General features: G+C 72.4%; 20 protein-coding genes and 1 pseudogene. 8 read left to right on the top strand and 13 right to left on the bottom strand.

Going from position 1 to position 19,445, the window contains the following annotated elements; all coding sequences use genetic code 11:
* Both ON36_RS25345 and ON36_RS25350 read right to left on the bottom strand, forming a co-directional pair.
* Positions 1-1,327: pseudogene (locus ON36_RS25345) on the bottom strand (hypothetical protein); the annotation flags it as partial.
* Complete coding sequence (locus ON36_RS25350; RefSeq protein WP_043658584.1) at positions 1,324-2,313, bottom strand: Ppx/GppA family phosphatase; 990 nt, start codon at positions 2,311-2,313, stop codon at positions 1,324-1,326. The pseudogene ON36_RS25345 and the gene ON36_RS25350, both read right to left, overlap by 4 nt.
* 119 nt (positions 2,314-2,432) lie before the next feature.
* On the opposite strand from ON36_RS25350, the gene ON36_RS25355 reads away from it, so the two are divergent.
* Together ON36_RS25355 and ON36_RS25360 are read left to right on the top strand one after the other, a co-directional pair.
* Positions 2,433-3,233, top strand: a complete 801-nt coding sequence (locus ON36_RS25355; protein WP_043658652.1) for a DUF3109 family protein — start codon at positions 2,433-2,435, stop codon at positions 3,231-3,233.
* A gap of 47 nt (positions 3,234-3,280) precedes the next feature.
* Positions 3,281-3,616, top strand: a complete 336-nt coding sequence (locus ON36_RS25360) for a hypothetical protein (RefSeq protein ID WP_043658586.1) — start codon at positions 3,281-3,283, stop codon at positions 3,614-3,616.
* Positions 3,617-3,774: 158 nt separating this feature from the next.
* Here the strand turns inward: ON36_RS25360 and ON36_RS25365 are convergent, their stop codons facing one another.
* The 3 genes from ON36_RS25365 to ON36_RS25375 form a co-directional block, all read right to left on the bottom strand.
* Positions 3,775-4,464, bottom strand: coding sequence for a winged helix-turn-helix domain-containing protein (locus ON36_RS25365; protein ID WP_043658588.1), 690 nt, complete (start codon positions 4,462-4,464; stop codon positions 3,775-3,777).
* On the bottom strand, positions 4,461-5,699 hold the full coding sequence (locus tag ON36_RS25370) for a sensor histidine kinase (RefSeq protein ID WP_043658589.1): 1,239 nt from the start codon (positions 5,697-5,699) through the stop codon (positions 4,461-4,463). Before ON36_RS25370 ends, ON36_RS25365 begins: the two co-directional genes overlap by 4 nt.
* 132 nt (positions 5,700-5,831) lie before the next feature.
* On the bottom strand, positions 5,832-6,218 hold the full coding sequence (locus ON36_RS25375; protein ID WP_083885403.1) for a winged helix-turn-helix transcriptional regulator: 387 nt from the start codon (positions 6,216-6,218) through the stop codon (positions 5,832-5,834).
* A 103-nt stretch (positions 6,219-6,321) separates the two neighbouring features.
* Between ON36_RS25375 and ON36_RS25380 the strand changes: the two genes are divergently transcribed.
* Positions 6,322-7,104, top strand: coding sequence for an NADPH-dependent F420 reductase (locus tag ON36_RS25380; protein WP_157225004.1), 783 nt, complete (start codon positions 6,322-6,324; stop codon positions 7,102-7,104).
* 69 nt (positions 7,105-7,173) lie between these two features.
* Here ON36_RS25380 and ON36_RS25385 read toward each other — a convergent pair whose 3' ends face one another.
* The 7 genes from ON36_RS25385 to ON36_RS25410 all read right to left on the bottom strand — a co-directional run bounded on the left by ON36_RS25385 (position 7,174) and on the right by ON36_RS25410 (position 12,552).
* A complete protein-coding gene (locus ON36_RS25385) occupies positions 7,174-7,521 on the bottom strand; it encodes a DoxX family protein (protein WP_043658593.1) in 348 nt (115 codons plus the stop codon).
* A gap of 143 nt (positions 7,522-7,664) precedes the next feature.
* Positions 7,665-8,402 carry a phosphoglyceromutase gene (locus ON36_RS25390; protein ID WP_043658595.1) on the bottom strand — a complete coding sequence of 246 codons (738 nt, stop codon included), beginning with the start codon at positions 8,400-8,402 and terminating at the stop codon, positions 7,665-7,667.
* 63 nt (positions 8,403-8,465) lie between these two features.
* The gene (locus ON36_RS35030) at positions 8,466-8,642 is read right to left on the bottom strand and encodes a KOW domain-containing RNA-binding protein (RefSeq protein WP_157225005.1); all 177 of its coding nucleotides are present in this window, start codon (positions 8,640-8,642) and stop codon (positions 8,466-8,468) included.
* Positions 8,643-8,752: 110 nt separating this feature from the next.
* Positions 8,753-9,640 (bottom strand): ROK family protein, encoded by an 888-nt coding sequence (locus tag ON36_RS25395; RefSeq protein ID WP_043658656.1) that lies wholly within the window; start codon positions 9,638-9,640, stop codon positions 8,753-8,755.
* 26 nt (positions 9,641-9,666) lie between these two features.
* A complete protein-coding gene (locus ON36_RS25400) occupies positions 9,667-10,170 on the bottom strand; it encodes a type III secretion system chaperone family protein (RefSeq protein WP_043658658.1) in 504 nt (167 codons plus the stop codon).
* Positions 10,167-11,522 carry a D-inositol-3-phosphate glycosyltransferase gene (gene mshA / locus ON36_RS25405; protein WP_083885416.1) on the bottom strand — a complete coding sequence of 452 codons (1,356 nt, stop codon included), beginning with the start codon at positions 11,520-11,522 and terminating at the stop codon, positions 10,167-10,169. The genes ON36_RS25400 and mshA overlap by 4 nt, the downstream gene beginning before the upstream one ends.
* Positions 11,523-11,592: 70 nt before the next feature.
* Complete coding sequence (locus ON36_RS25410) at positions 11,593-12,552, bottom strand: alpha/beta hydrolase (protein ID WP_052314339.1); 960 nt, start codon at positions 12,550-12,552, stop codon at positions 11,593-11,595.
* Positions 12,553-13,067: 515 nt separating this feature from the next.
* Here ON36_RS25410 and ON36_RS25415 point away from each other — a divergent pair.
* Together ON36_RS25415 and ON36_RS25420 are read left to right on the top strand one after the other, a co-directional pair.
* Positions 13,068-14,519, top strand: a complete 1,452-nt coding sequence (locus ON36_RS25415; RefSeq protein ID WP_245558196.1) for an MFS transporter — start codon at positions 13,068-13,070, stop codon at positions 14,517-14,519.
* Between the two features lie 208 nt (positions 14,520-14,727).
* Complete coding sequence (locus ON36_RS25420) at positions 14,728-15,531, top strand: carbonic anhydrase (protein WP_043658599.1); 804 nt, start codon at positions 14,728-14,730, stop codon at positions 15,529-15,531.
* A gap of 6 nt (positions 15,532-15,537) precedes the next feature.
* On the opposite strand, the gene ON36_RS25425 is transcribed toward ON36_RS25420, so the two are convergent.
* Positions 15,538-16,362: an alpha/beta fold hydrolase gene (locus ON36_RS25425; RefSeq protein ID WP_043658601.1), complete on the bottom strand. Its 825-nt coding sequence runs from the start codon at positions 16,360-16,362 to the stop codon at positions 15,538-15,540.
* Positions 16,363-16,446: 84 nt separating this feature from the next.
* Here ON36_RS25425 and ON36_RS25430 point away from each other — a divergent pair, with 84 nt between their 5' ends.
* The 3 genes from ON36_RS25430 to ON36_RS25440 all read left to right on the top strand — a co-directional run bounded on the left by ON36_RS25430 (position 16,447) and on the right by ON36_RS25440 (position 19,217).
* Entirely contained in the window at positions 16,447-17,181 is a 735-nt protein-coding gene (locus ON36_RS25430) for an SDR family NAD(P)-dependent oxidoreductase (RefSeq protein WP_043658602.1), read from the top strand.
* A gap of 137 nt (positions 17,182-17,318) precedes the next feature.
* Positions 17,319-17,762, top strand: coding sequence for a large conductance mechanosensitive channel protein MscL (gene mscL, locus ON36_RS25435; protein ID WP_157225006.1), 444 nt, complete (start codon positions 17,319-17,321; stop codon positions 17,760-17,762).
* Between the two features lie 105 nt (positions 17,763-17,867).
* Positions 17,868-19,217 carry an MFS transporter gene (locus ON36_RS25440; protein WP_043658604.1) on the top strand — a complete coding sequence of 450 codons (1,350 nt, stop codon included), beginning with the start codon at positions 17,868-17,870 and terminating at the stop codon, positions 19,215-19,217.
* Positions 19,218-19,445: the final 228 nt, after the last annotated feature.

Raw genomic sequence — 19,445 nt, forward strand, 5'->3', positions numbered from 1 at the left:
GGTAATCGGTGTCGTCGAGGTAGTCCTCGCCCGCGTAGCCGTCGGTGTCGGGGCCCGGGTCGTTCTGGTGTACCGGGCGGTGCCCGCCGGAGACCGGGCGGTACACCTCGGTCCGGGCGTCGGCGTTGTCGGGGTCCGGCGGGGCCTGCGGCGGGGTCTTCGCCTGCGGCCACGGCTCCGGGGCATTCGCCGGCCCCGGCGGCGGGGCCTCGGCGGGCGCGGGTTTGGTCCGGTTACGGGCCGACCAGGCGGGCAGGCCGCCGGTGCCTGGCGCGTTGCGCCGCTCCAGGGGCGGCCGGTCGGCGTCGGGCCGCGGCGGCGCGGGCGCGAACGCCTGCGTCGGCTGGGCGAAGTCCTGGGCGGGCGGCGGGAACGCGGGCGCGAACGCCTGGGTGGGCGCGGGCGGCGGGAACGCGGGCGCCTGGGGCTGCGGCGGATACGCGGGCGCCGGGTCGGGCGCGAACGACGGCGGGGCGCTCGGCTCGAAACCCAGCGCGCGATCGATCACCTCGGTGTAGTCCCCGACCGGGGCGCCCATCTGCCAGGTCGCCGCGGCGGCCGCCTCCGACTCCTCCCGTGCCTCGGCCGCCCTGCGGCGCGCGGCCCGGCCACCGGCGGGCGGCGCGGCGGGCGCCTCCGCCTCCTCGTCCGGATCGGGCTTGCGGCGGCGGCCACCGCCGCCGACCGCGGGCAGCGCCCCGGAGCCGAACATCTGCGCGATCTGCGGATCGACCGGCTGATCGCCCTCGGGACCGCCGAGCCTGCCCGCCCGCCGACGCCCGGACCGGGACCCGGTGTCGGGGGCCTCGGGCTGGAACGCCTGCGGCGCCGCGGGTTCGGCGCCGCGCGCCTCGGCGCGGTACGGGCCGAACGGATCCGCCGACGGACGCGCCTCGGCCCGGTACGGACCGAAGGGATCGGCGGTGGCCGGGTCGGCGGCGCGCTGCGCGCTCAGCCCCAGCGGGTCGCGCGGATCGGGCGCGGAGAACCCCGAATGCGGGTCGAACCGGGTGATCGGCCCGGACATGGGCGAATAGGCGGGCTCGGCCGGGCCGGGCGGCGGATACGGCGCGGGCTGCGCGGCCGCGGGCGGCGGGCTGTAGGCGGGCGGCTCCGGGGCGGGCTCGGGCTCCTGGCTCGGCGCGGAATGGCTGCTGCCGCCGTTGCGCGGCACGCTGGGCAGGTCACCGGTCAGCGCGTCGACGGGGATGCCCCGGCCGCTGCGCCTGCGCCTGCCGCCCGAGGACGCGCCGGAATCGCCCCCCTGGCGACCGTTGCGGGCCAGCAGCTCGGCGACCGATAGCTGTTTGGAGTCCTCGCTGCTCATGACGACATCGTTCCTCCGACAACCCCTCGGATGCCCGGCGGCGACGTCAGCGGCGCCCCGTTCGGTTCGGCATCGAGCTTGCGCAGGATCAGGCCCTCCCGCAGCGCCCACGGGCAGATCTCGATGCTGTCGAGCGACAACGCCCGCATACTCGCCTCCGCGACCAACGCGCCGGCCACCAGCTGCTGGGACCGATCCGAACTCACACCTTCCAGCTCCGCGCGGTCGGCCGCGGTCATCCGGGAGATGAACGCGATCAGCTGTCGCAGGCCGGAGCTGGTCAGTGTACGGCGCACCCGCGGTCCCGCGGCGGACGGCGCCGCGCCGGTCAGCCGCGCCAGCGAACGGAAGGTCTTGGACGTGCCGACCGCCAGATCCGGCTTACCCGCCTCCCGCAACTGCTTGGCGGGCACCACCAGCTCGGCGTCGAGCCAGTCGCGCAGCATGGCCACCTTGCGCTTGCCCGGCGGGTCGTCGCGCAGCCACTCCCGGGTCAGCCTGCCCGCGCCCAGCTGCAGCGACAGCGCCACATCGGGCTCCTCGTCGCCGCCGTTCGACATCTCCAGCGAGCCGCCGCCGATGTCGAGATTGAGGATGCGGCCCGCGCTCCAGCCGAACCAGCGCCGCACCGCGAGGAAGGTCAGCCGGGCCTCGTCGGCGCCGGAGAGCACCTGCAGATCGACACCGGTCTCGGTGCGCACCCGGTGCAGGACCTCGTCGGAGTTGGTGGCCTCGCGCAGCGCGGAGGTCGCGAACGGCATCAGCTCGACGCATTGCGAATTGCGGGCCAGATCGGCGAATTCGGCGACCGTCGCGATCAGCCTGCCCGCGCCGGCCTCGGTGATCCGGCCGTGATCGTCCATGCTCTCCGACAGCCGTAACGCGGCCTTGGAGGAGCTCATCGGCATCGGGTGACCACCACGATGCGCGTCCACCACCAGCAGGTGAACGGTATTGCTTCCGACATCGAGCACACCAAGCCGCACAGGAACACGGTACTGGGTTGCCCGGAGTTACGAGGCAGGCGACTGAACTGTTAGCGTCACCAGGTGTGGCAGCAGGCACAGCAGAGGGCGACCGAACCCCGCTCCGACCTGGGGGGAAGATCGACCCGAGCCCGGAGGTCGATCTCGATTTCCCGCGCGAGTGGATCGAGTTCACCGACCCAGCAAATGACGAGCACCAGATCGTCGCGGATCTGACCTGGCTGCTGTCGCGGTGGACCTGCGTCTTCGGCACGCCCGCCTGTCAGGGGATCCTCGCCGACCGCCCCGACGACGGCTGCTGCTCGCACGGCGCGTTCCTGTCCGACAAGGACGACCGCAAACGCCTCGCGGCCGCTGTGAAGATGCTCACAGCCGACGACTGGCAGCTGATGGGCGAGGCCACCGAGAAGGGCAAGGTGGTCAAGAAGGGTTACCTCGAACTCGACGAACTCGAGGACGAGCCCGCCCTGCGTACCCGCCGCTTCGACGGCGCCTGCATCTTCCTCAACCGGCCCGGCTTCGCCGGCGGCCCCGGCTGCGCCCTGCACATCATGGCCATGCGCAAGGGCATCGAGCCGCTGGAAGTGAAGCCGGACGTGTGCTGGCAGCTCCCCATCCGCCGCACCCAGGACTGGGTCGACCGCCCGGACGGCGTGCAGATTCTGCGCACCGTGATCACGGAGTACGACCGGCGCGGCTGGGGCCCCGGCGGCCTCGACCTGAACTGGTACTGCACCGGCTCCCCCGACGCCCACGTCGGCGCCCGCCCGGTCTGGCAGTCCTACGGCCCCGAACTGCGCGAACTGCTCGGCGCGCCCGCCTACGAGGAACTCGCCCGGCACTGCCGCCGCCGCGAGGGCCTCGGCCTGGTCGCCGTCCACCCGGCCACGACCCACGCCCAACGGATGAACGGCGATTAACCTCCTCGCCATGCGTGCTTCACCGAGCTGCGGTTGGATAGCTGCTCATGTCGAAGAAAGCGCTTTCCCTGGCGACCATCGTGATCGGCGCCACCCTGTCCATGAGCGGCCTGGCCAACGCCGAGCCGAACGGTGACCCGGCCAAGTACGCCGACTTCACCCACCTGTTCGTGAACTACAACGACCCCGCCGCGCTCGATGCCGCCAAGAACGGCAAGTTCCTCATCGTGAGCCCGCAGGGCACCAGCACCACCATCGCCTGCCGCGGCAACGGCGCCGACGTGCCGATCTACGACTGCATGCAGGAAGACGCCTACGGCTGGTTCAACCTGAAGAAGATCAACACGCCGCTGGGCGAGGCGTGGAGCTCGCTGCCTGTGTAGTCGGCGGCTGGCGCCGCGGTTTTCGGCCTCGTGACCTCGGCGCCGAGAGGCGAGACTGCGCCTACGGCGATACGTCTCGCCTCTCGGCGCCGAGGCGGCCGAAAACGTACATGAAGCCCGGCAGATTTCTCTGCCGGGCTTTTTCGTGCGCGGTTCTTCTACGCCTCGAGCTTGTAGCCGAGGCCGCGGACGGTCACCAGGTGTTCCGGCTTGGCGGGGTCGGCCTCGATCTTGGAGCGCAGGCGCTTGACGTGGACGTCGAGGGTCTTGGTGTCGCCGACGTAGTCGGCGCCCCAGACGCGGTCGATGAGCTGGCCTCGGGTGAGGACGCGGCCGGAGTTGCGGAGCAGGTACTCGAGGAGGTCGAACTCCTTGAGCGGCAGGGTGACCTGGCTGCCGTTGACGTGCACGGTGTGCCGGTCGACGTCCATGCGCACGGGACCTGCCTCGAGGACGCCGTTCTCGCTGCCGGAGTCGAGTTCGTCGCCCGCGCCGCGGCGCAGGACGGCGCGGATGCGGGCGATGAGCTCGCGAGCGGAGTACGGCTTGGTGACGTAGTCGTCGGCGCCCAGTTCCAGGCCGACGACCTTGTCGATCTCGCTGTCGCGCGCGGTCACCATGATCACCGGGACGCCGCTGCGGGTGCGCAGCTGCTTGCACACGTCGGTGCCGCTCATGCCGGGCAGCATCAGGTCGAGCAGGACGATGTCGGCGCCCGAGCGGTCGAATTCGGCCAGCGCCGAGGGTCCGTCACCGACCACGGTGACGTCGAAGCCCTCCTTGCGCAGCAGGAACGCGAGCGGATCGGCCAGCGACTCCTCATCCTCGACGATCAGAACACTCGTCATCTGCGTGCCTCCACACCGTTCGTCCGGCCCGGCGCGGTGCGCGGGTCGATGGTTTCTCTCGTGGTGAGCTCCGTGATCGGCTCCACCTCGTCCTCGCCGTCCGTCTCCAGATGGGCGGGGATGCGCAGGGTGAAGGTCGATCCGGTGCCCAGCTTGCTCCACAGGGTGATCTCACCGTTGTGGTTGGCGGCCACGTGCTTGACGATGGCCAGGCCGAGTCCGGTGCCGCCGGTCGAGCGGGAGCGGGCCTTGTCGGAGCGGAAGAACCGCTCGAACACCCGCTCCTGGTCCTCCTTGGCGATGCCGATGCCGCGGTCGGTGACGGCCATGGCGACGTGATCGCCGCGCAGCGACCGGCTGACCGACACGTGCGACCCTGCGGGCGAGTACGCGATGGCGTTCTCCACCAGGTTCGACAGGGCGGTCACCAGCAGGGTCTCGTCGCCGAGCACCTCCAGCCCGCTCGGCCGGTCGGTGCTGACGGTGATGCCCGCGGCCTCGGCGGCGGTACGCGAGCGGTCGACCGCCTGCTGCACCACGGTGTCGACGTCGACCACGGCCAGATCGGGCAGCTTCTCGGCGCCCTGGAGGCGCGAGAGCGCGATCAGCTCGGTGACCATCTTGCCGAGGCGTCGCGACTCGTCCAGGACGCGGGTGCCGAAGTGGCGGACCGCGTCGGGATCGTCGGCGGACTCGAGCAGGGCCTCGGCGAGCAGGCTCATCGCGCCGACCGGCGTCTTGAGCTCGTGGCTGACGTTGGCGACGAAGTCGCGGCGGGTGGCCTCCATGCGGGCCTGCTCGGAGTCGTCGTCGGCGAACAGGACGACGAACCCGGTCTCCTCCCGGGACAGCCGCCGCGCGACGCCGCGCACGGCGATGCTGCCACGCCCGGGCGTCGGGTTCTTGGCGGTGAGATCGAATTCGGCGGAATCGCCGGTGCCGAGCACCTTCTCCACCGCGGTCCAGGCCCGTTCGTCGAGCAGGCGGTTGCGGACCAGGCCGAGTTCCTCGGCGCGCGGATTGACCAGGACGACGTCGCGGTACTCGTCGACGACGGCGATGCCGCTCTCGGAGGCGAGCACGATCAGGTCGAGCACCTGCGACATGGTCAGGCCGGTGTCCTCGGTGACGCGGGCGGCCTGTCGCGCGTTCACATACGGGATCAGCAACCCGCCGACTGCCAGACCGACGACAGCCGCCAGGACTGCCAGAAGCACGGCCTGCGGAACACTCACGTCTCTGATCGTACGAGTGCGACCGACATCCCCGGCGGCGGGTGCGAGAAGTTTCGCGCAGGTCACAGGCCCTTGGGTCGGTGTTAGCCGGTTGTTCACCCGCCGGGCACCCGGCATGTCGCGGTGGCGGTCTCACTCCTCCGGCGGGCCGTACAGGCCGGTGGTGACGGCGTCTCCGTGGCGCTCGACCCAGGCGCCGAGCGCGTAGATCGGCCCGAGCAGATCGCGGCCCGCCGCGGTGAGTTCGTACTCGACGCGCGGCGGCGCCTCGGCGTAGCGGACCCGCCGCACGAGGGTCATCGCCTCCATCCGGCGCAGGGTCTGGGTGAGCATCTTCTGGCTGATGCCGCCGACCGCGGCGCGCAGATCACCGTGCCGCAGGGGGCCGTCGCGCAGGGTGTACACCAGCACCGGCAGCCACGAGTTGCCGAACAGGTCGACGCCGAGGCGGGCCGGACAGTCGGCCTGGTAGTCGCCGTAGGGCGGATAGCGCACGGGCGCCGGGGTTTCCGTCGTCACGGATCCAGCCTGCCACCGCCGAAGGGCACCCGCGGGTGCCTGTCGGACTTCCTAGCGTCTTGTGGTGCCGCGATCGCCGGCACACGGAACTTCAGGAGTCGACATGCGAATCGGAATCATCGGCGCGGGCGCGATGGCCGCCGCGCTGGGCGGGGGTTGGGCCTCGGCGGGGCACGAGGTGTTCATCGGCGCGCGGTCGGGGGACGCCGCGCACGCGCTCGCCGCCAGGATCGGCGCCGCGCACCCGCTCGGCGCGAGCGCCGGCGGCCCGGCCCCGGCCGGGACGACGCGCCCTAGGGGCGAATCGGGCCTCGACGCGCCCGCTACCGGGGCCGCTACCCGGACACCGCGCTGGGGCGCTGTCGGTGCGGCGATCGAGGGGGCCGACGTGGTGCTGCTGGCCGTCCCGGTGGGGGCGCTCGCCGCGGTACTCGGCGCGCACGGCGACGCGCTGGCGGGGAAGGTCGTCATCGACTGCACCAACGCCTTCGCGCCCGATACCTCGGCGCCCGACGGCACGGCCGCTTTCGTGCTGAGCGAGGACGCGGTGGCCGAGCGTGTCGCGGCGAGCGCGCCGAAAGCGCGGGTGGTCAAGGCCTTCAACCTGCTCGCCGCCGAGGTCTGGGCCGGGACGGACCGCGTGTTCGACGGCGCCCGGCTCGCCGTGCCGATCTGCGGTGACGATCCCGCCGCGGTGCGGACGGTCGCGGGCCTCGCCGAAGACCTCGCGCTACAGCCGTTCCCGGCGGGCGGGCTGCACCGCGCGAGGTATCTGGAGGCCACCGCGGTGTTCACGGTCGGCCTGTGGTTCGCGGGGTCCGACGCGCGCGCGATGCTGCCGCCCTGTCGGCCGCGTTCGCCGTCGAAGACTGAACGCCGCCGGTGAACGGCGGCGGGTCTTCCGCGGTCGCGGTGGCACCCGGCGCTACCCCGTGACACGCCGGGCGACCACCGGTCAGGCGGCCAGGCCGAGGCCGAGGGCGACGGCGACCGGGGCCAGGTAGAGGACCGGGAACGCGACGGTCTTGTACGAGCGGGCGCGCAGCACGGTGAGGACGGCGCCGGCGAAGTACAGGATCAGGCCGATCGCGGCGGCCAGGCCGATCGCGGGGATCCACAGGCCGGCGAGCAGGCCGAGCGCCCCGGCCGCCTTGGCGAGGCCGAGGGGCGTCCACCAGGTCGTCGGGACGCCGTAGTCCACCAGCGGGTCGACGACGAACGGGGCGCGACGCAGCAGCGAGAAGGCCGAGAAGCCGACCCAGAGCGCGGCGACGACGGTGACGATGACGTAGGCGGTGTGCATGGCGATTCTCCTTCGGCGGCCGCACTTCTCGCGGCGTCTGCCCAGGTGACGACGCGGCGCCGGGGAGTGTGACATCGCCGGTCCCGGAGACAGCGCGGCCCCGCACCGCCGAGGACGGTGCGGGGCCGAGGCGGAGCGAACTGCTACTTGCCGCCCTGGTTGGCGACGGCGGCGGCGCCCGCGGCCGCGGCCTCGGGGTCGAGGTAGTCGGCGGCCTTGACCGGGCGCAGGTTCTCGTCGAGCTCGTAGCGCAGCGGGATGCCGGTGGGGATGTTCAGGCCGGCGATGTCGGCGTCGGAGATGCCGTCGAGGTGCTTGACCAGCGCGCGCAGCGAGTTGCCGTGCGCGGCGACCAGCACGGTCTTGCCCGAGCGCAGCTCGCCGGCGATGGTGTCCTCGAAGTAGGGCACGACGCGGGCGACGACGTCCTTCAGGCACTCCGTCTTCGGCACGTCGATGCCGGCGTACCGCGGGTCGCCTTCCTGGGTGTATTCGTTGTCGTCGGCGATGGGCGGCGGCGGGGTGTCGTAGCTACGGCGCCACAGCATGAACTGGTCCTGGCCGTACTTCTCGCGGACCTGTTCCTTGTTCTTGCCCTGCAGGTCGCCGTAGTGGCGCTCGTTGAGCCGCCAGTCGCGCACGACCGGGATCCAGTGCCGGTCGGCCGCGTCGAGCGCGTTGTTGGCGGTGCTGATCGCGCGGCGCAGCAGCGAGGTGTAGACGACGTCGGGTTCGATGCCGTGCTCGGCGAGCAGCTCACCCGCGCGCTTGCCCTCGGCGACGCCCTTGTCGGTCAGGTGCACGTCCACCCAGCCGGTGAACAGGTTGAGGGCATTCCATTCGCTCTCGCCGTGGCGCAGCAGCACGAGGGTGTACGTCATGGGGTCATTCTGGCACGGGCGACCGGCGCGCCGGCCAGGGTGTCCGGGCGGGCGGTGGGGAGCCTAGGCCCACTCCACCTCGTCGAACCCGACGACGAGCCCGTGCGGGCCGCCGGATACCACGGCGTCGACGCGTAGCCGCGCCTGCTGCGGATCCACCTCCCGCACGACCGCGCACACCCCTCGGAACGGACCAGCTGGAATATGGACGACATCGCCCGGCACGTAGTCGGTGGTCACCTCGTCGAGGCTACGCCCGGCGCGCGCCGACGGCGGGTAACGCGCCGGGGCCCGATCCCCCGGCCGTCGGTCGGTTTCCGGGCGCGGCGCCCCGTGTACCGGCGCCCGGCTCAGCGTCCGGCTTCGACGGCGAGCACGCCCGCGCCGAGCAGGGTCGGTCCCTCCCACAGGTCCGAGAGTTCCACCCGCAGGTCGCGCACGAATCCGAGGCGCGCGTGCCGGGCGACCGCGGCACGCAGCGGTCCCCACAGGGCGGGCCCGGATCGCGCGAAGCCGCCGCCGATCACCACCCGGTCGATGTCGAGCAGGGCGGCGGCCGAGGAAACCGCCTGTCCCAGCGCGGTTCCGGCGCGGGCGAGCGCGACGAGCGCGACGGCGTCGCCCGCGCGGGCGGCGGCCGCGAGGTCCTGCCCGGTGCGCCCGTCCCAGCCGTGTTCCCGCGCCCAGCGGGCCGCGGACATGCCGCTCGCGACGGCCTCGACGCAGCCGAATCCCCCACAGCCGCACGGGTCGTCCCGGCCGGGGACCACCAGGTGCCCGATGTGCCCGCCGTTGCCGGTGCGTCCCCGCAGGACGCGCCCGTCGGCGATGATCCCGCCGCCGACCCCGGACGACACCGTCATCGCCAATCCGTCTCGCGCGCCGCGCAATCCGCCGAGCCGGTGCTCGGCCAGCGCCAGCGCGGCGCCGTCGATGGCGAGTTCGATCGCGGCGCCGGGAAACAGCCCGGCGACCCGCGCGACGATCGGGAACCCGTCCCGCCACTCCGGCAGGTTCAACGGCCCGATGACCCCGTCGGGCACCGACACCGGCCCCGCCGCGCCGATCCCGACGGCCAGGACGGGCCTGCCGTCCGCGACCGCGCGCAGCAGTTCCGCGCATCGTCCCCACGCGTCCGCGTCGGGCACGTCGACCTGCCGCACCCCGTGCAGCGCGTACCGCTCGTCGACGACGGCCGCGGCGAACTTGGACGCGCCGATGTCGAGCGCGACCCGGATCCCGCTCACGATGCCCCCGTCGCCGGTCAGGACCGCTCGGCGTCGTCGATCAGGTGCTCGAAGGCGCGCAAATTCTTCAGCGACTCGCCCCGCGACACCCGCCACTTCCATTCCTTGCGGATGGATTCCGCGAAGCCGAGTTCGAGCAGGACGTTGAAGTCGTTGTCGACCGCCTCGAGCACCTGGCCGAAGAGGCGGTCGAGTTCGTCAGGGGTGACCGAGTCGGTGGAGAAGCGGCCGACGAGGTAGATGTCGCCGACGTTGTCGAGGGTGTAGGCCACCCCGTAGAGGCGGCGGTTGCGGCGCAGCAGGTACTTGTAGACGCCCTCGAAGTTCTCGTCGGGCTTGCGGCAGACGAACGACTCCACCCGCATGCCGTGCTTGCCCAGGGTCAGCATGACGGTCGTCTTCAGCTTGCGTTCGCCGGGGAGCACCACGACGAACACCTCGGCGGCGGGACGGGTGAATTCGATCTCGCGATCGGTCAGGGTCGACTCGATCACCTCGCCGAGCCGGGCGGACTCGCTCACCTGCGCACTCCTGTCCGGCGCCGCCACAGCGCCCGTGATCTGGCCTGACCCGCCTCGCCGGTGAGGGCGACCGGGCCGGGGCCGGTCCGGAATCCGGCCATGGCGGCAGAGTAGCTGCCGAGCAGGCCCTCGGCGGTGTGCGCCCAGGAGAAGCGGCTCGCGTGCTCGACCGCGGCGGCGCCCATGGCGGTCAGCCGGGCGGGGTCGCCGAGCAGGGTGCCGAGCGCGTCGGCCCAGTCGCCGGTGCGGTGCCCGGCGACGAGCATGCCGGATTCGCCGTCGCGGACCGCGGTGCCGAGGCCGCCGACGTCGGCGGCCAGCACCGGGGTGCCCGCGGCCTGGGCCTCGATGGCGACCAGGCCGAAGGACTCGTTGTAGCTGGGCACGGCGACCAGGTCGGCGGCCCGGTAGACCTGCACGAGCCGGTCCGGCGGCTGCGGCGGAAGGAAGGTGACCCGGTCGCTGATCCCCAGCTCGGCGGCGAGGTCGATGAGCGCGTCCGGCCGGGCCAGCCCGGTGCCGGACGGCCCGCCGACGATCAGCACCCGCAGCGGGACGTCGGGGCGGCGGGACAGGAGTTCGGCCGCGGCGCGCACGAGCACGTCCGGCGCCTTGAGCGGCTGGATCCGCCCGACGAACGCGACGACCTGTTCGTCGGCGCGCAGGCCGAGCAGCGCGCGGGCGGCGCGCTTGTCGCCGGGGCGGTAGCGGGTGAGGTCGGCGCCGGGCGGGACGACGTCGATGCGTTCGGGGTCGGCGCCGTAACGCTCCCACAGCTCGCGCGCCTCGTCGCCGGTGTTGGCCACCAGCCGGTCGGCCTCGGCGATGACCTGCTTCTCGCCGATCATCCGGGTCTCCGGCTCGGGGGTGTCGCCCTCGGCGAGCGCGGCGTTCTTCACCGCGGCCAGCGTGTGCGCGGTGAAGACCAGCGGCACCCGCCAGCGGTCGCGGGCCAGCCAGCCGACCTGGCCGGAGAGCCAGTAGTGGGAGTGGACGAGGTCGTAGTGGCCGGGCAGGTGCCTGGCCTCCTGCCGGAGCACCTCGGCGGTGAACGGGCACAGCTGGGTGGGCAGGTCGTGTTTGTCCAGCCCCTCGAACGGCCCGGCGACGACGTGGCGCACCAGCACGCCGGGCGCGGCCTCGGCGACGGGCGGCAGGTCGGAGGAGGTCGCGCGGGTGAAGATCTCGACTTCGGTGCCGCGGCGGGCCAGCTCGAGCGCGGTCTGCAGCACGTAGACGTTCATGCCGCCCGCGTCGCCGGTGCCGGGCTGCGCCAGGGGTGAGGTGTGCACCGACACCACCGCGATACGGCGTGGCCGAGGGTCCGATCTGCGCTCACTCACACCTACCAGTGTGCACTCCGGCGCCGGACCGCCGTCGCGGCTACCGGCCGCAGTGACGGCCGTCACTGCGTCGGGCCGGTCACCGGTTCAGTGCTTCCTCGAGCACCAGCCAGGACTTGTGCAGGTCGTCCTGCCAGTAGCCCCAGGAGTGCGTGCCGGTCGGGCGGAGCTCGACGGTGGCCGGGATGTCGAGCGAGGCGAGCCGGTCACGCAGCTGGATGGTGCAGATGTTGGTGACCGCCTCGAGGAACGCGCCGAACATCAGCTGATAGGTCAGCTGGAGCGGGTCGCCCTGGGCGACGATCGAGTCGTGCGGGCCGGGCACGCCCGACCCCGAGGACATGTACACCGCCGTGCCGCGCAGCGCCTCGGCGTGCAGATAGGGGTCGTTGGCCTTCCAGGCCGGGTCCGACGGCGGGCCCCACATGTTGGCGACGTTGCCGAGCCGCGAGCCGACCACGGCGCTCACGATCGCCTGGCCGCGCGGGTCGGAGGTCTGCACGCAGCCGCTGTAGGAGCCGATGGCCTTGTACAGGCCCGGCGCGTCGAGGGCGAGCTGGAAGACCGCGGTGCCCGCCATGGACAGCCCCGCGATGGCGTTGGCGCCGCTGCCGTGGAAGGTGCGGTCGACCAGGGGCGGCAGTTCCTTGGTGAGGAAGGTGCTCCAGCGCAGGCGGCCGAGCACCGGGTCGTCGGCGCGCCAGTCGGTGAAGTAGCTGCCCGCGCCGCCGAACGGGATCACCACGTTGACCTGCTTGTCGCGGAAGAACTCGACCACGTCGGTGCGGTCGAGCCAGTTGCCGTCGGCGCCGCCGCCGACGCCGTTGAGCAGGTAGAGGGTGGGGGCGGGCCGGTCGCGGTCGGGCGCCCGCAGCACCCGGACCTGGGTGACCTTCTGCATGGCCGCGGAGTACACGGCCACGTCGGTCATCCGGTCGGCGACGTCGTGCATCTCGTCGATGCGCGGGCCGGGCGCCGGCTCGGCGGCGGCGGGCCCCACCGGCGCCAGCAGGCCGGTCACCCCGGCGAGCAGCGCCATCGTTGTCACAGCGAGGCGTTCGGAAAACCGCGCAGTGAACACCGAAACCTCCCAACCCGGCGCCCCCGTCCGCGGGACACCGCAATGGCAGCCAGTGAACGGCATGAGAACGTGCCCGCGCAGCCATTCCCGCGAATGTTGTGAGCAATACCATAAAGAGGTTTGAAAGATTGTGCCGCGCCGCGAAACACGGCACACAGACCATAACCGACGGGCCGGTTTCGCACTCTCTGTACAGATCACAACCCGGCAACGGCCCCGTTGGTAGTCCGCGACAAACCCGGCATCAGCGCAGCTCATCGCGCCATCCACGCGCCTACGCTGCCGATCACAAAACCATCTATGGCCGTGCCCTTTTCGAAGAACCGCGGCCCGTCCCGGCCCAGCAGTGCGGAGGCACAAATGTCCGAATTCGCCCTCGCGGGAACACGGTGCCGGGCGAAGTGGAAAAACGACCAGCCGGATTATTCGCCGCCGGGACCGCGATATCGCCCCGGACGGCCGGGGGTCCGCGCGTGACCGGCACGGAGGCCGCGCGCCGGCCGGGAGACGCTGCCGCGCAATCCGATTCGGGCCCGCTCGTCGCCGGGGCGCCCCTGGTGTCCTGGGTCGCCTTCGGCGGCTGCCTGCTCGCGGTCTTCATGCAGATGATCGACGTGACCATCGTCAACACCGCGCTGCCCGCGATCACCGCCGACCTGCGCGCGACACCCGCCCAGCAGCTGCTCGTGGTCACCGCCTATTCGGTGGCGTTCGCGGTCACCCTGCTGCCCGCGGCCCGGCTGGGCGAGCGGGCCGGACGGCGGGCGATGTTCCTCGCCTCGGTGCTCGGCTTCACCGCGGCCTCGGTGTGGTGCGGGATGTCGGCGACGGCGACCGAGCTCGTCGTCGCCCGCGTCGCGCAGGGCGCGGCGGGCGCGGGCATGGCGGCGCAGACCATCGCCATCCTCGGGCTCCTCTTCCCGCACGCGCTGCACACCGCGGTCTTCGCGGTCTACGGCGCGACCGCGGGCCTGGCGGGCATGCTCGGGCCGATCCTGGGCGGGGCGCTGGTGAGCGCGAACATCGCCGGGTCGCACTGGCACGCGGTGTTCCTGATCAACCTGCCGCTCGGGCTGTTCGCCTCCGCGGTCGCCTGGCGGTATCTGCACGTCGAGAAGTCCACCCGGCGACCCGGTTTCGACCCCGTCGGCACGGTCCTGTCGGTGACGGGCCTGCTGCTCGCGCTGTCGGCGCTGGCGTGGATCCAGGAGGCGGGCTGGCGGATCGGCGCCGTCGCGCTCGGCGGCGCGGGGCTGGCGATCGGCGCGGTCTTCGTCGGCCATCAGCTGCGCTCGGCCCGCCGGGGCGGGGCGCCGCTCGTGCGGCCGGAACTGTTCGGCGATCGCGGCTTCGCCGTCGGATCGGTGCTGGTCACCCTGTTCTTCGGGCTGTTCGCCGCGTTCGTGTTCGCGGCCTCGATCATCCTGCAGGACATCGTCGGTTTCTCGCCACTGCGCACCGGGCTCACCATGACACCGTTCGCGCTCGGCGCGGGCGCGGGGGCGCTGGCGTCGCTGTTCCTGGTGCGCCGCTTCGGGGTTCGCGTGCCCGCGCTGGCACTGTGCTGGTTCGGCTTCTGCCTCTTCGTCGCGGCGGGCTACCTGTGGTGGACCGGCGGGACCGTCGACCTGCGGGTCGCGGTCGCGCCGATCTTCGTGTGCGGCCTCGGCGTCGGGGTCTTCGGGGTGCAGATCCAGCCCCTCATGCTGGCCGGGCTCGACCAGGACCGGATGGGCGAGGCGTCGGGCCTGCTGCCGACCATCGAGCAGATCGGCAACGGCCTCGGCCTCGCCCTGCTCAGCGCGCTGTTCTTCCGGTCGCACACGCTGGGCGGCGCGATCGTGATGTTCTGTGCGATCGGGGTGACCGCGCTGGTCACCGGGGTCGTCGCGCTGGCGCTGCCCGCCCCCGCGACGGAGGAGTGAGCGGTACCACAGCACGGGCCCTTCGGCGGCGGCCGCCGCCGGGTATAGCGTGAGCCCGTGGGCGCAGGTCCGAATTCCGTTGCCGGGCAATGGGATCAACCGGACACAGCGCCCATACGGCGCGTGAGCGACCGTGTCCTACCGTTCCCGAGCCACCTGCGCGGGCAGTGTCGGCGCACCGTGACTCGGCGCAAGCAGGAGTCACCGCATGACCGTCCCCGTCCTCAGCCGCCGCTCGCTCGGCCTGGCCACCCTCGGCCTGTTCGCCGCCGCCTGCGGCACGAGCAGCACCAACGCCGCCCTCGCCCCGCCGCCGCAGGCGGGCGCGCACTGGGGATACGACGGCGAGGACGGACCCGACCACTGGGCCGACCTCGACCACGACTACTCGCTGTGCGGCACCGGCCACGTCCAGTCCCCCATCGACCTGCCCGCGGCGGCGCACGGCGCGGGCCAGGACATCGTCATCGACTACGCCGAACCGCTCGCGGCGGCGAAGATCACCCACAACGGCCACACCCTGCAGATCGCCGCCCCCGCGGGCAACGCCAACCGGATCGTGGTGGGCGGCAGGGTCTACGACCTGCAGCAGTTCCACTTCCACACCCCGAGCGAGCACACGCTCGACGGCGCGACGACCAGCATGGAACTACACCTGGTGCACCGCAACGCGCAGGGCAGGCTGGCCGTCCTCGCCGTGCTGCTCGCCGAGACCGACCAGCACTCGCCCTACCGGCGGATCCTGTTCGGCGGCCCCGCCGAGGCGGGCGGGACCAAGACCGTCGCCGGGCCGGTCGACCTGAACAGCTTCCTGCCCACCGACTTCGGCCAGTACCAGTACACCGGCTCCCTGACCACGCCACCGTGCAGCGAGGGCGTGGCGTGGACGGTGCTGCGCACCCGCATGCCGGTCGGCGCCGACGAGGCCGCCTACTTCCGCGCGCTGTTCCCGCACAACTCCCGCCCGGTCCACCCGGTCAACGGGCGGGCGATCGTGCCGACCGAGCACTGAGCCCGCTCAGTCCAGCGCGTCGAGGAACCCGCTCAGTTCGGCGACGAACCGGGCGGGGTCCTCGATGAACAGGCCGTGCTGGGCGCCCTCCCAGAACGAGCCGCGGGCGTCGGGGGCGGTGTCGAGGATGTACCGGCCGCTCTCGACGGGGACGACCGGATCGGCGGTGCCGTGCAGCACCAGGACCGGGATGTCGAGGGCGCGCAGGGTCTCGGTGTTGTCGATCGTCCGGTAGAACAGCGCCTTGCGCACGCGCGGCGGCGTGGCCAGGCTGCCGCCGAAAAGGCGCTGGGCGTCGACGCCCTTGTCCGCGCCGGGACCGGTGTTGGCGTTGCCGAACGCCGCGAAGGCGCGCACCGCCCGGCCCGCGCTCTCCTCGAAGACACCGGGGATCGCCTTCTGCATGGCGGGCCCCTGCGCCGCGCCCGGCACGCCGCGCCCGATGCCGGCCAGCGAACCGGTGTAGACCAGACCGGCGACCGCGCCGGTGCCGTAGGTCGCCAGGTAGTCGGTGGCGACGATGCCGCCGTAGGACCAGCCGAGCAGGACGGCGCCGGAGTCGATGTCCTCGGCGGCCAGCACGGCGGCCACGTCGCCCGCCCAGTTCTTCGGGTCGTCGTACCCGGCCTCCGGCGCGTCGGAGTAGCCGTGCCCGCGCAGGTCGACCGCGATGACCCGGTAGCGGCCCGCCAGCTCGTCGGCCGCCGCGCCCCAGCAGGTCAGGTTCCCGGCCCAGCCGTGCAGCAGCACCAGCGGCCTGCCCTGCTCGGGACCGGTGACCCGGTAGACGATCCTGGTGCCGTCGGCGCTGACCACGTCGCGAATTGCCATGCCGCCAGGGTAGTGCGCGCGCAGAACCGATCGGTCCGATCCCAACACTGCCCCCGCGGGCGCCGACTTCCTAGGATCGGGGTCATGACCAAACGCACCGCTGTCGTGACCGGTGCCAGCTCGGGCATCGGCGAAGCCACCGCCCGCGAGCTGGCGAAACAGGGCTACCACGTCTACGTCGGCGCCCGGCGGTTCGACCGGGTGCAGCGGCTGGCCGCCGAGATCGGCGGCACCGCGCTCGAGCTCGACGTCACCTCCGAGGAATCCGTCGCCGCGTTCACCGCCGCGATCGAGCGGGTCGACGTGCTGGTCAACAACGCGGGCGGCGCCAAGGGCCTGGCCAGCGTGGCCGAGGCCGACCTCGACGACTGGCGCTGGATGTGGGAGACCAACGTGCTCGGCACGCTGCGGGTGACCAAGGCGCTGCTGCCCAAGCTCATCGACTCCGGCGACGGCCTGATCGTCACCATCACCTCGATCGCCGCCTTCCACGCCTACGACAACGGTTCCGGCTACACCTCGGCCAAGCACGCCCAGGCCGTGCTGCACCGCACCCTGCGGGGCGAGCTGCTCGGCAAGCCGGTCCGGCTGACCGAGATCGCGCCCGGCGCGGTGGAGACCGAGTTCTCCCTGGTCCGCTTCGACGGCGACGCCGAGCGCGCGGCGAAGGTCTACGAGGGCATCGACCCGCTGCTGGCGCAGGACATCGCCGAGATCGTCGGCTTCGTCGCCGATCGGCCGGCGCATGTGAACCTCGACACCATCGTGGTCAAGCCGCGTGACCAGGCCGAACCGGGACGCTTCGCCCGGCGCAGCTGAATTCGTGTGAACGCGAGGCCCGTGGGGTACCCCTACGGGCCTTTGCTGTCGATTCGCGGGGACGCGGCCCGATGGATACCATCACCGCGTTCGCAGATAGCCGGATGGGAGTTCGAGACATGCGTGGCCTGAAGTCCATTTTCAGCGGTTTCAAAGATTTCCTCATGCGCGGCAATGTGATCGACCTCGCCGTCGCGGTCGTCATGGGTACCGCCTTCACCGCCATCGTGACCGCGGTCACCAAGGGCATCGTCAATCCGCTGCTGGCCGTGCTCGGTTCGTCCAACGAACTCGGCCTCGGCATCCAGCTGGTGGCGGACAAGCCCGCGACCTTCATCGCCGTCGGCCCGATCATCACCGCCTTCATCGACTTCGTCATGATCGCCGCGGTGCTGTACTTCGTGCTCATGCTGCCGATGAAGTCGCTGACCAACCGGTTCGGCACGACCAAGGCCGCCGAGCCGACGCAGACCGAACTGCTGATCGAGATCCGCGATCTGCTCGCCAAGCAGCAGGGTCTGCCGGTCGACGAGCGGGAGCTGGCCCAGATCGCCGAGGACGTGAAGTCGCCCGCGCGCTGACGCGCCACGCCGGGCAGGCCCGCGCCGATGCCCGGCGCGGGCCTCTTCTTCCCTTCCGGAATACCCCCTAGGGGTATATGGTTGTCCCGAACCAGGAGGACGACCATGATCACCGCACTGCTGCGCAACCGCGACTACCTACGACTGTTCACCGCCCAGATCACCGCGCTCTTCGGCACCGGCCTGACCACCGTCGCGCTCGGGCTGCTCGCCTACGACCTCGCGGGCGCGAGCGCCGCCGCCGTCCTCGGCACCGCGCTGACGATCAAGATGGCCGTCTACGTGACCGTCGCGCCGGTCGTCGGCGCCTACGCCGACCGCTTCCCACGCCGGCTCGGGCTGGTCGGCCTGAACGCGATCCGCGCGGGCGTGGTGCTCGCCCTGCCGTTCGTCGACCAGATCTGGCAGATCTACGTCCTCATCGCGCTGCTGCAGACCGCCTCGGCCGCCTACACACCCACCTACCAGGCCGTGCTGCCCGACATCCTGCCCGACGAACGCGACTACACCCGGGCGCTGTCGGCCGCCCAGCTCGCCGCCACCATGGAGACGCTGCTGAGCCCGATGCTCGCCGCGGTGGCGCTGAGCCTGATCAGCTTCCACTGGCTGTTCGTCGGCACGGCCGCCGGTTTCGTCGCCGCCGCCCTGCTGGTGGTCACCACCCGCATCCCCGACGCGAAGCCGGTGCGCCAGAGCGGTTTCGGCGAGCGGATCGCCGCGGGCATGCGGATCTTCGCGCTCACCCCGCGCCTGCGCGGCCTGCTCGGGCTGAACCTGGTCGTGGCCGCCGCGGGCTCGATCGTGATGGTCACCACCGTCAACTACGTGCGCGACACCCTCGGCGGCACCCAGAGCGGGGTGGCGATGCTGCTGGCCGCCAACGGTTTCGGCACCATGCTCGTCGCGCTCACCCTGCCCCGCGTGCTCGACCGGCTCGGCGCGCGCCCCGTCATGCTGACCGGCGGCGCCGTGCTCATCGCCGGGCTGCTCGCGGCGGTCGCGCTGTCCCAGGCGAGCGGCGGCGACTGGCGCTGGATCGCCGCGCCCGCGGTGTGGTCGGTGATCGGCGCGGGCACCGCCGCCGTCCTGACCCCCACCGGCCAGGTGCTGCGCCGTTCCGCCGCGGCGGCCGACCGCCCCGCGCTGTTCGCCGCGCAGTTCTCGCTCTCGCACGTGGCCTGGCTGATCACCTACCCGATCACCGGCTGGCTGGCCACCACCGCCGGGTTCACCGCCACCTGGCTGACCCTGACCGCGTTCGCCGTGGTCGGCCTGGCGGTCGCCGTGGCCTGGTGGCCGCGCTACGACCCCGAGGTCATCACCCACCTGCACCGCGTCGCCGAGACCGACCCCGCGATCCTCACCGACGCCGAACCGGCGGGCGAAGGCTGGGTGCGCCACACCCACCCGTACGTGATCGACGCCGACCACCCCCGCTGGGCCATCCCCGCCTGAGTCACCGCCGCCGGGCGCCGACCCCACCGAGGCCGTGTCGCCCGAGGGGAAACGCCCGGCGGCTCCACGTCAGCCATCCACGACACCCCTCACGCTCCAACGCCGCCGCAACCACCACCGGCCGGCCCCGAGGAGGCCGGCGAGCGCAGCGAGCGTCGCGGCCGTCCCGCCGAAACGCGGGGCGAGACCATGCGCCGCAGGCGCGAGTATCGCCCCGCGTTTCGGCGG

The sequence above is a fragment of the Nocardia thailandica NBRC 100428 genome, from assembly GCF_000308795.1.
In the GTDB taxonomy this organism is placed as follows: Bacteria; Actinomycetota; Actinomycetes; order Mycobacteriales; family Mycobacteriaceae; genus Nocardia; species Nocardia thailandica.

Bases quoted from the DNA above. Each gene is read 5' to 3' on its own strand.
- ON36_RS25360 (WP_043658586.1), top strand. From the start codon at position 3,281: ATGTCGAAGAAAGCGCTTTCCCTGGCGACCATCGTGATCGGCGCCACC.
- ON36_RS25425 (WP_043658601.1), bottom strand. From the start codon at position 16,362: ATGGCAATTCGCGACGTGGTCAGCGCCGACGGCACCAGGATCGTCTAC.
- ON36_RS25410 (WP_052314339.1), bottom strand. From the start codon at position 12,552: ATGGCGCTGCTCGCCGGGGTGACCGGCCTGCTGGCGCCGGTGGGGCCC.
- ON36_RS25420 (WP_043658599.1), top strand. From the start codon at position 14,728: ATGACCGTCCCCGTCCTCAGCCGCCGCTCGCTCGGCCTGGCCACCCTC.
- ON36_RS25380 (WP_157225004.1), top strand. From the start codon at position 6,322: ATGCGAATCGGAATCATCGGCGCGGGCGCGATGGCCGCCGCGCTGGGC.
- ON36_RS25440 (WP_043658604.1), top strand. From the start codon at position 17,868: ATGATCACCGCACTGCTGCGCAACCGCGACTACCTACGACTGTTCACC.
- ON36_RS25385 (WP_043658593.1), bottom strand. From the start codon at position 7,521: ATGCACACCGCCTACGTCATCGTCACCGTCGTCGCCGCGCTCTGGGTC.
- ON36_RS25390 (WP_043658595.1), bottom strand. From the start codon at position 8,402: ATGACGTACACCCTCGTGCTGCTGCGCCACGGCGAGAGCGAATGGAAT.
- ON36_RS25430 (WP_043658602.1), top strand. From the start codon at position 16,447: ATGACCAAACGCACCGCTGTCGTGACCGGTGCCAGCTCGGGCATCGGC.
- ON36_RS25365 (WP_043658588.1), bottom strand. From the start codon at position 4,464: ATGACGAGTGTTCTGATCGTCGAGGATGAGGAGTCGCTGGCCGATCCG.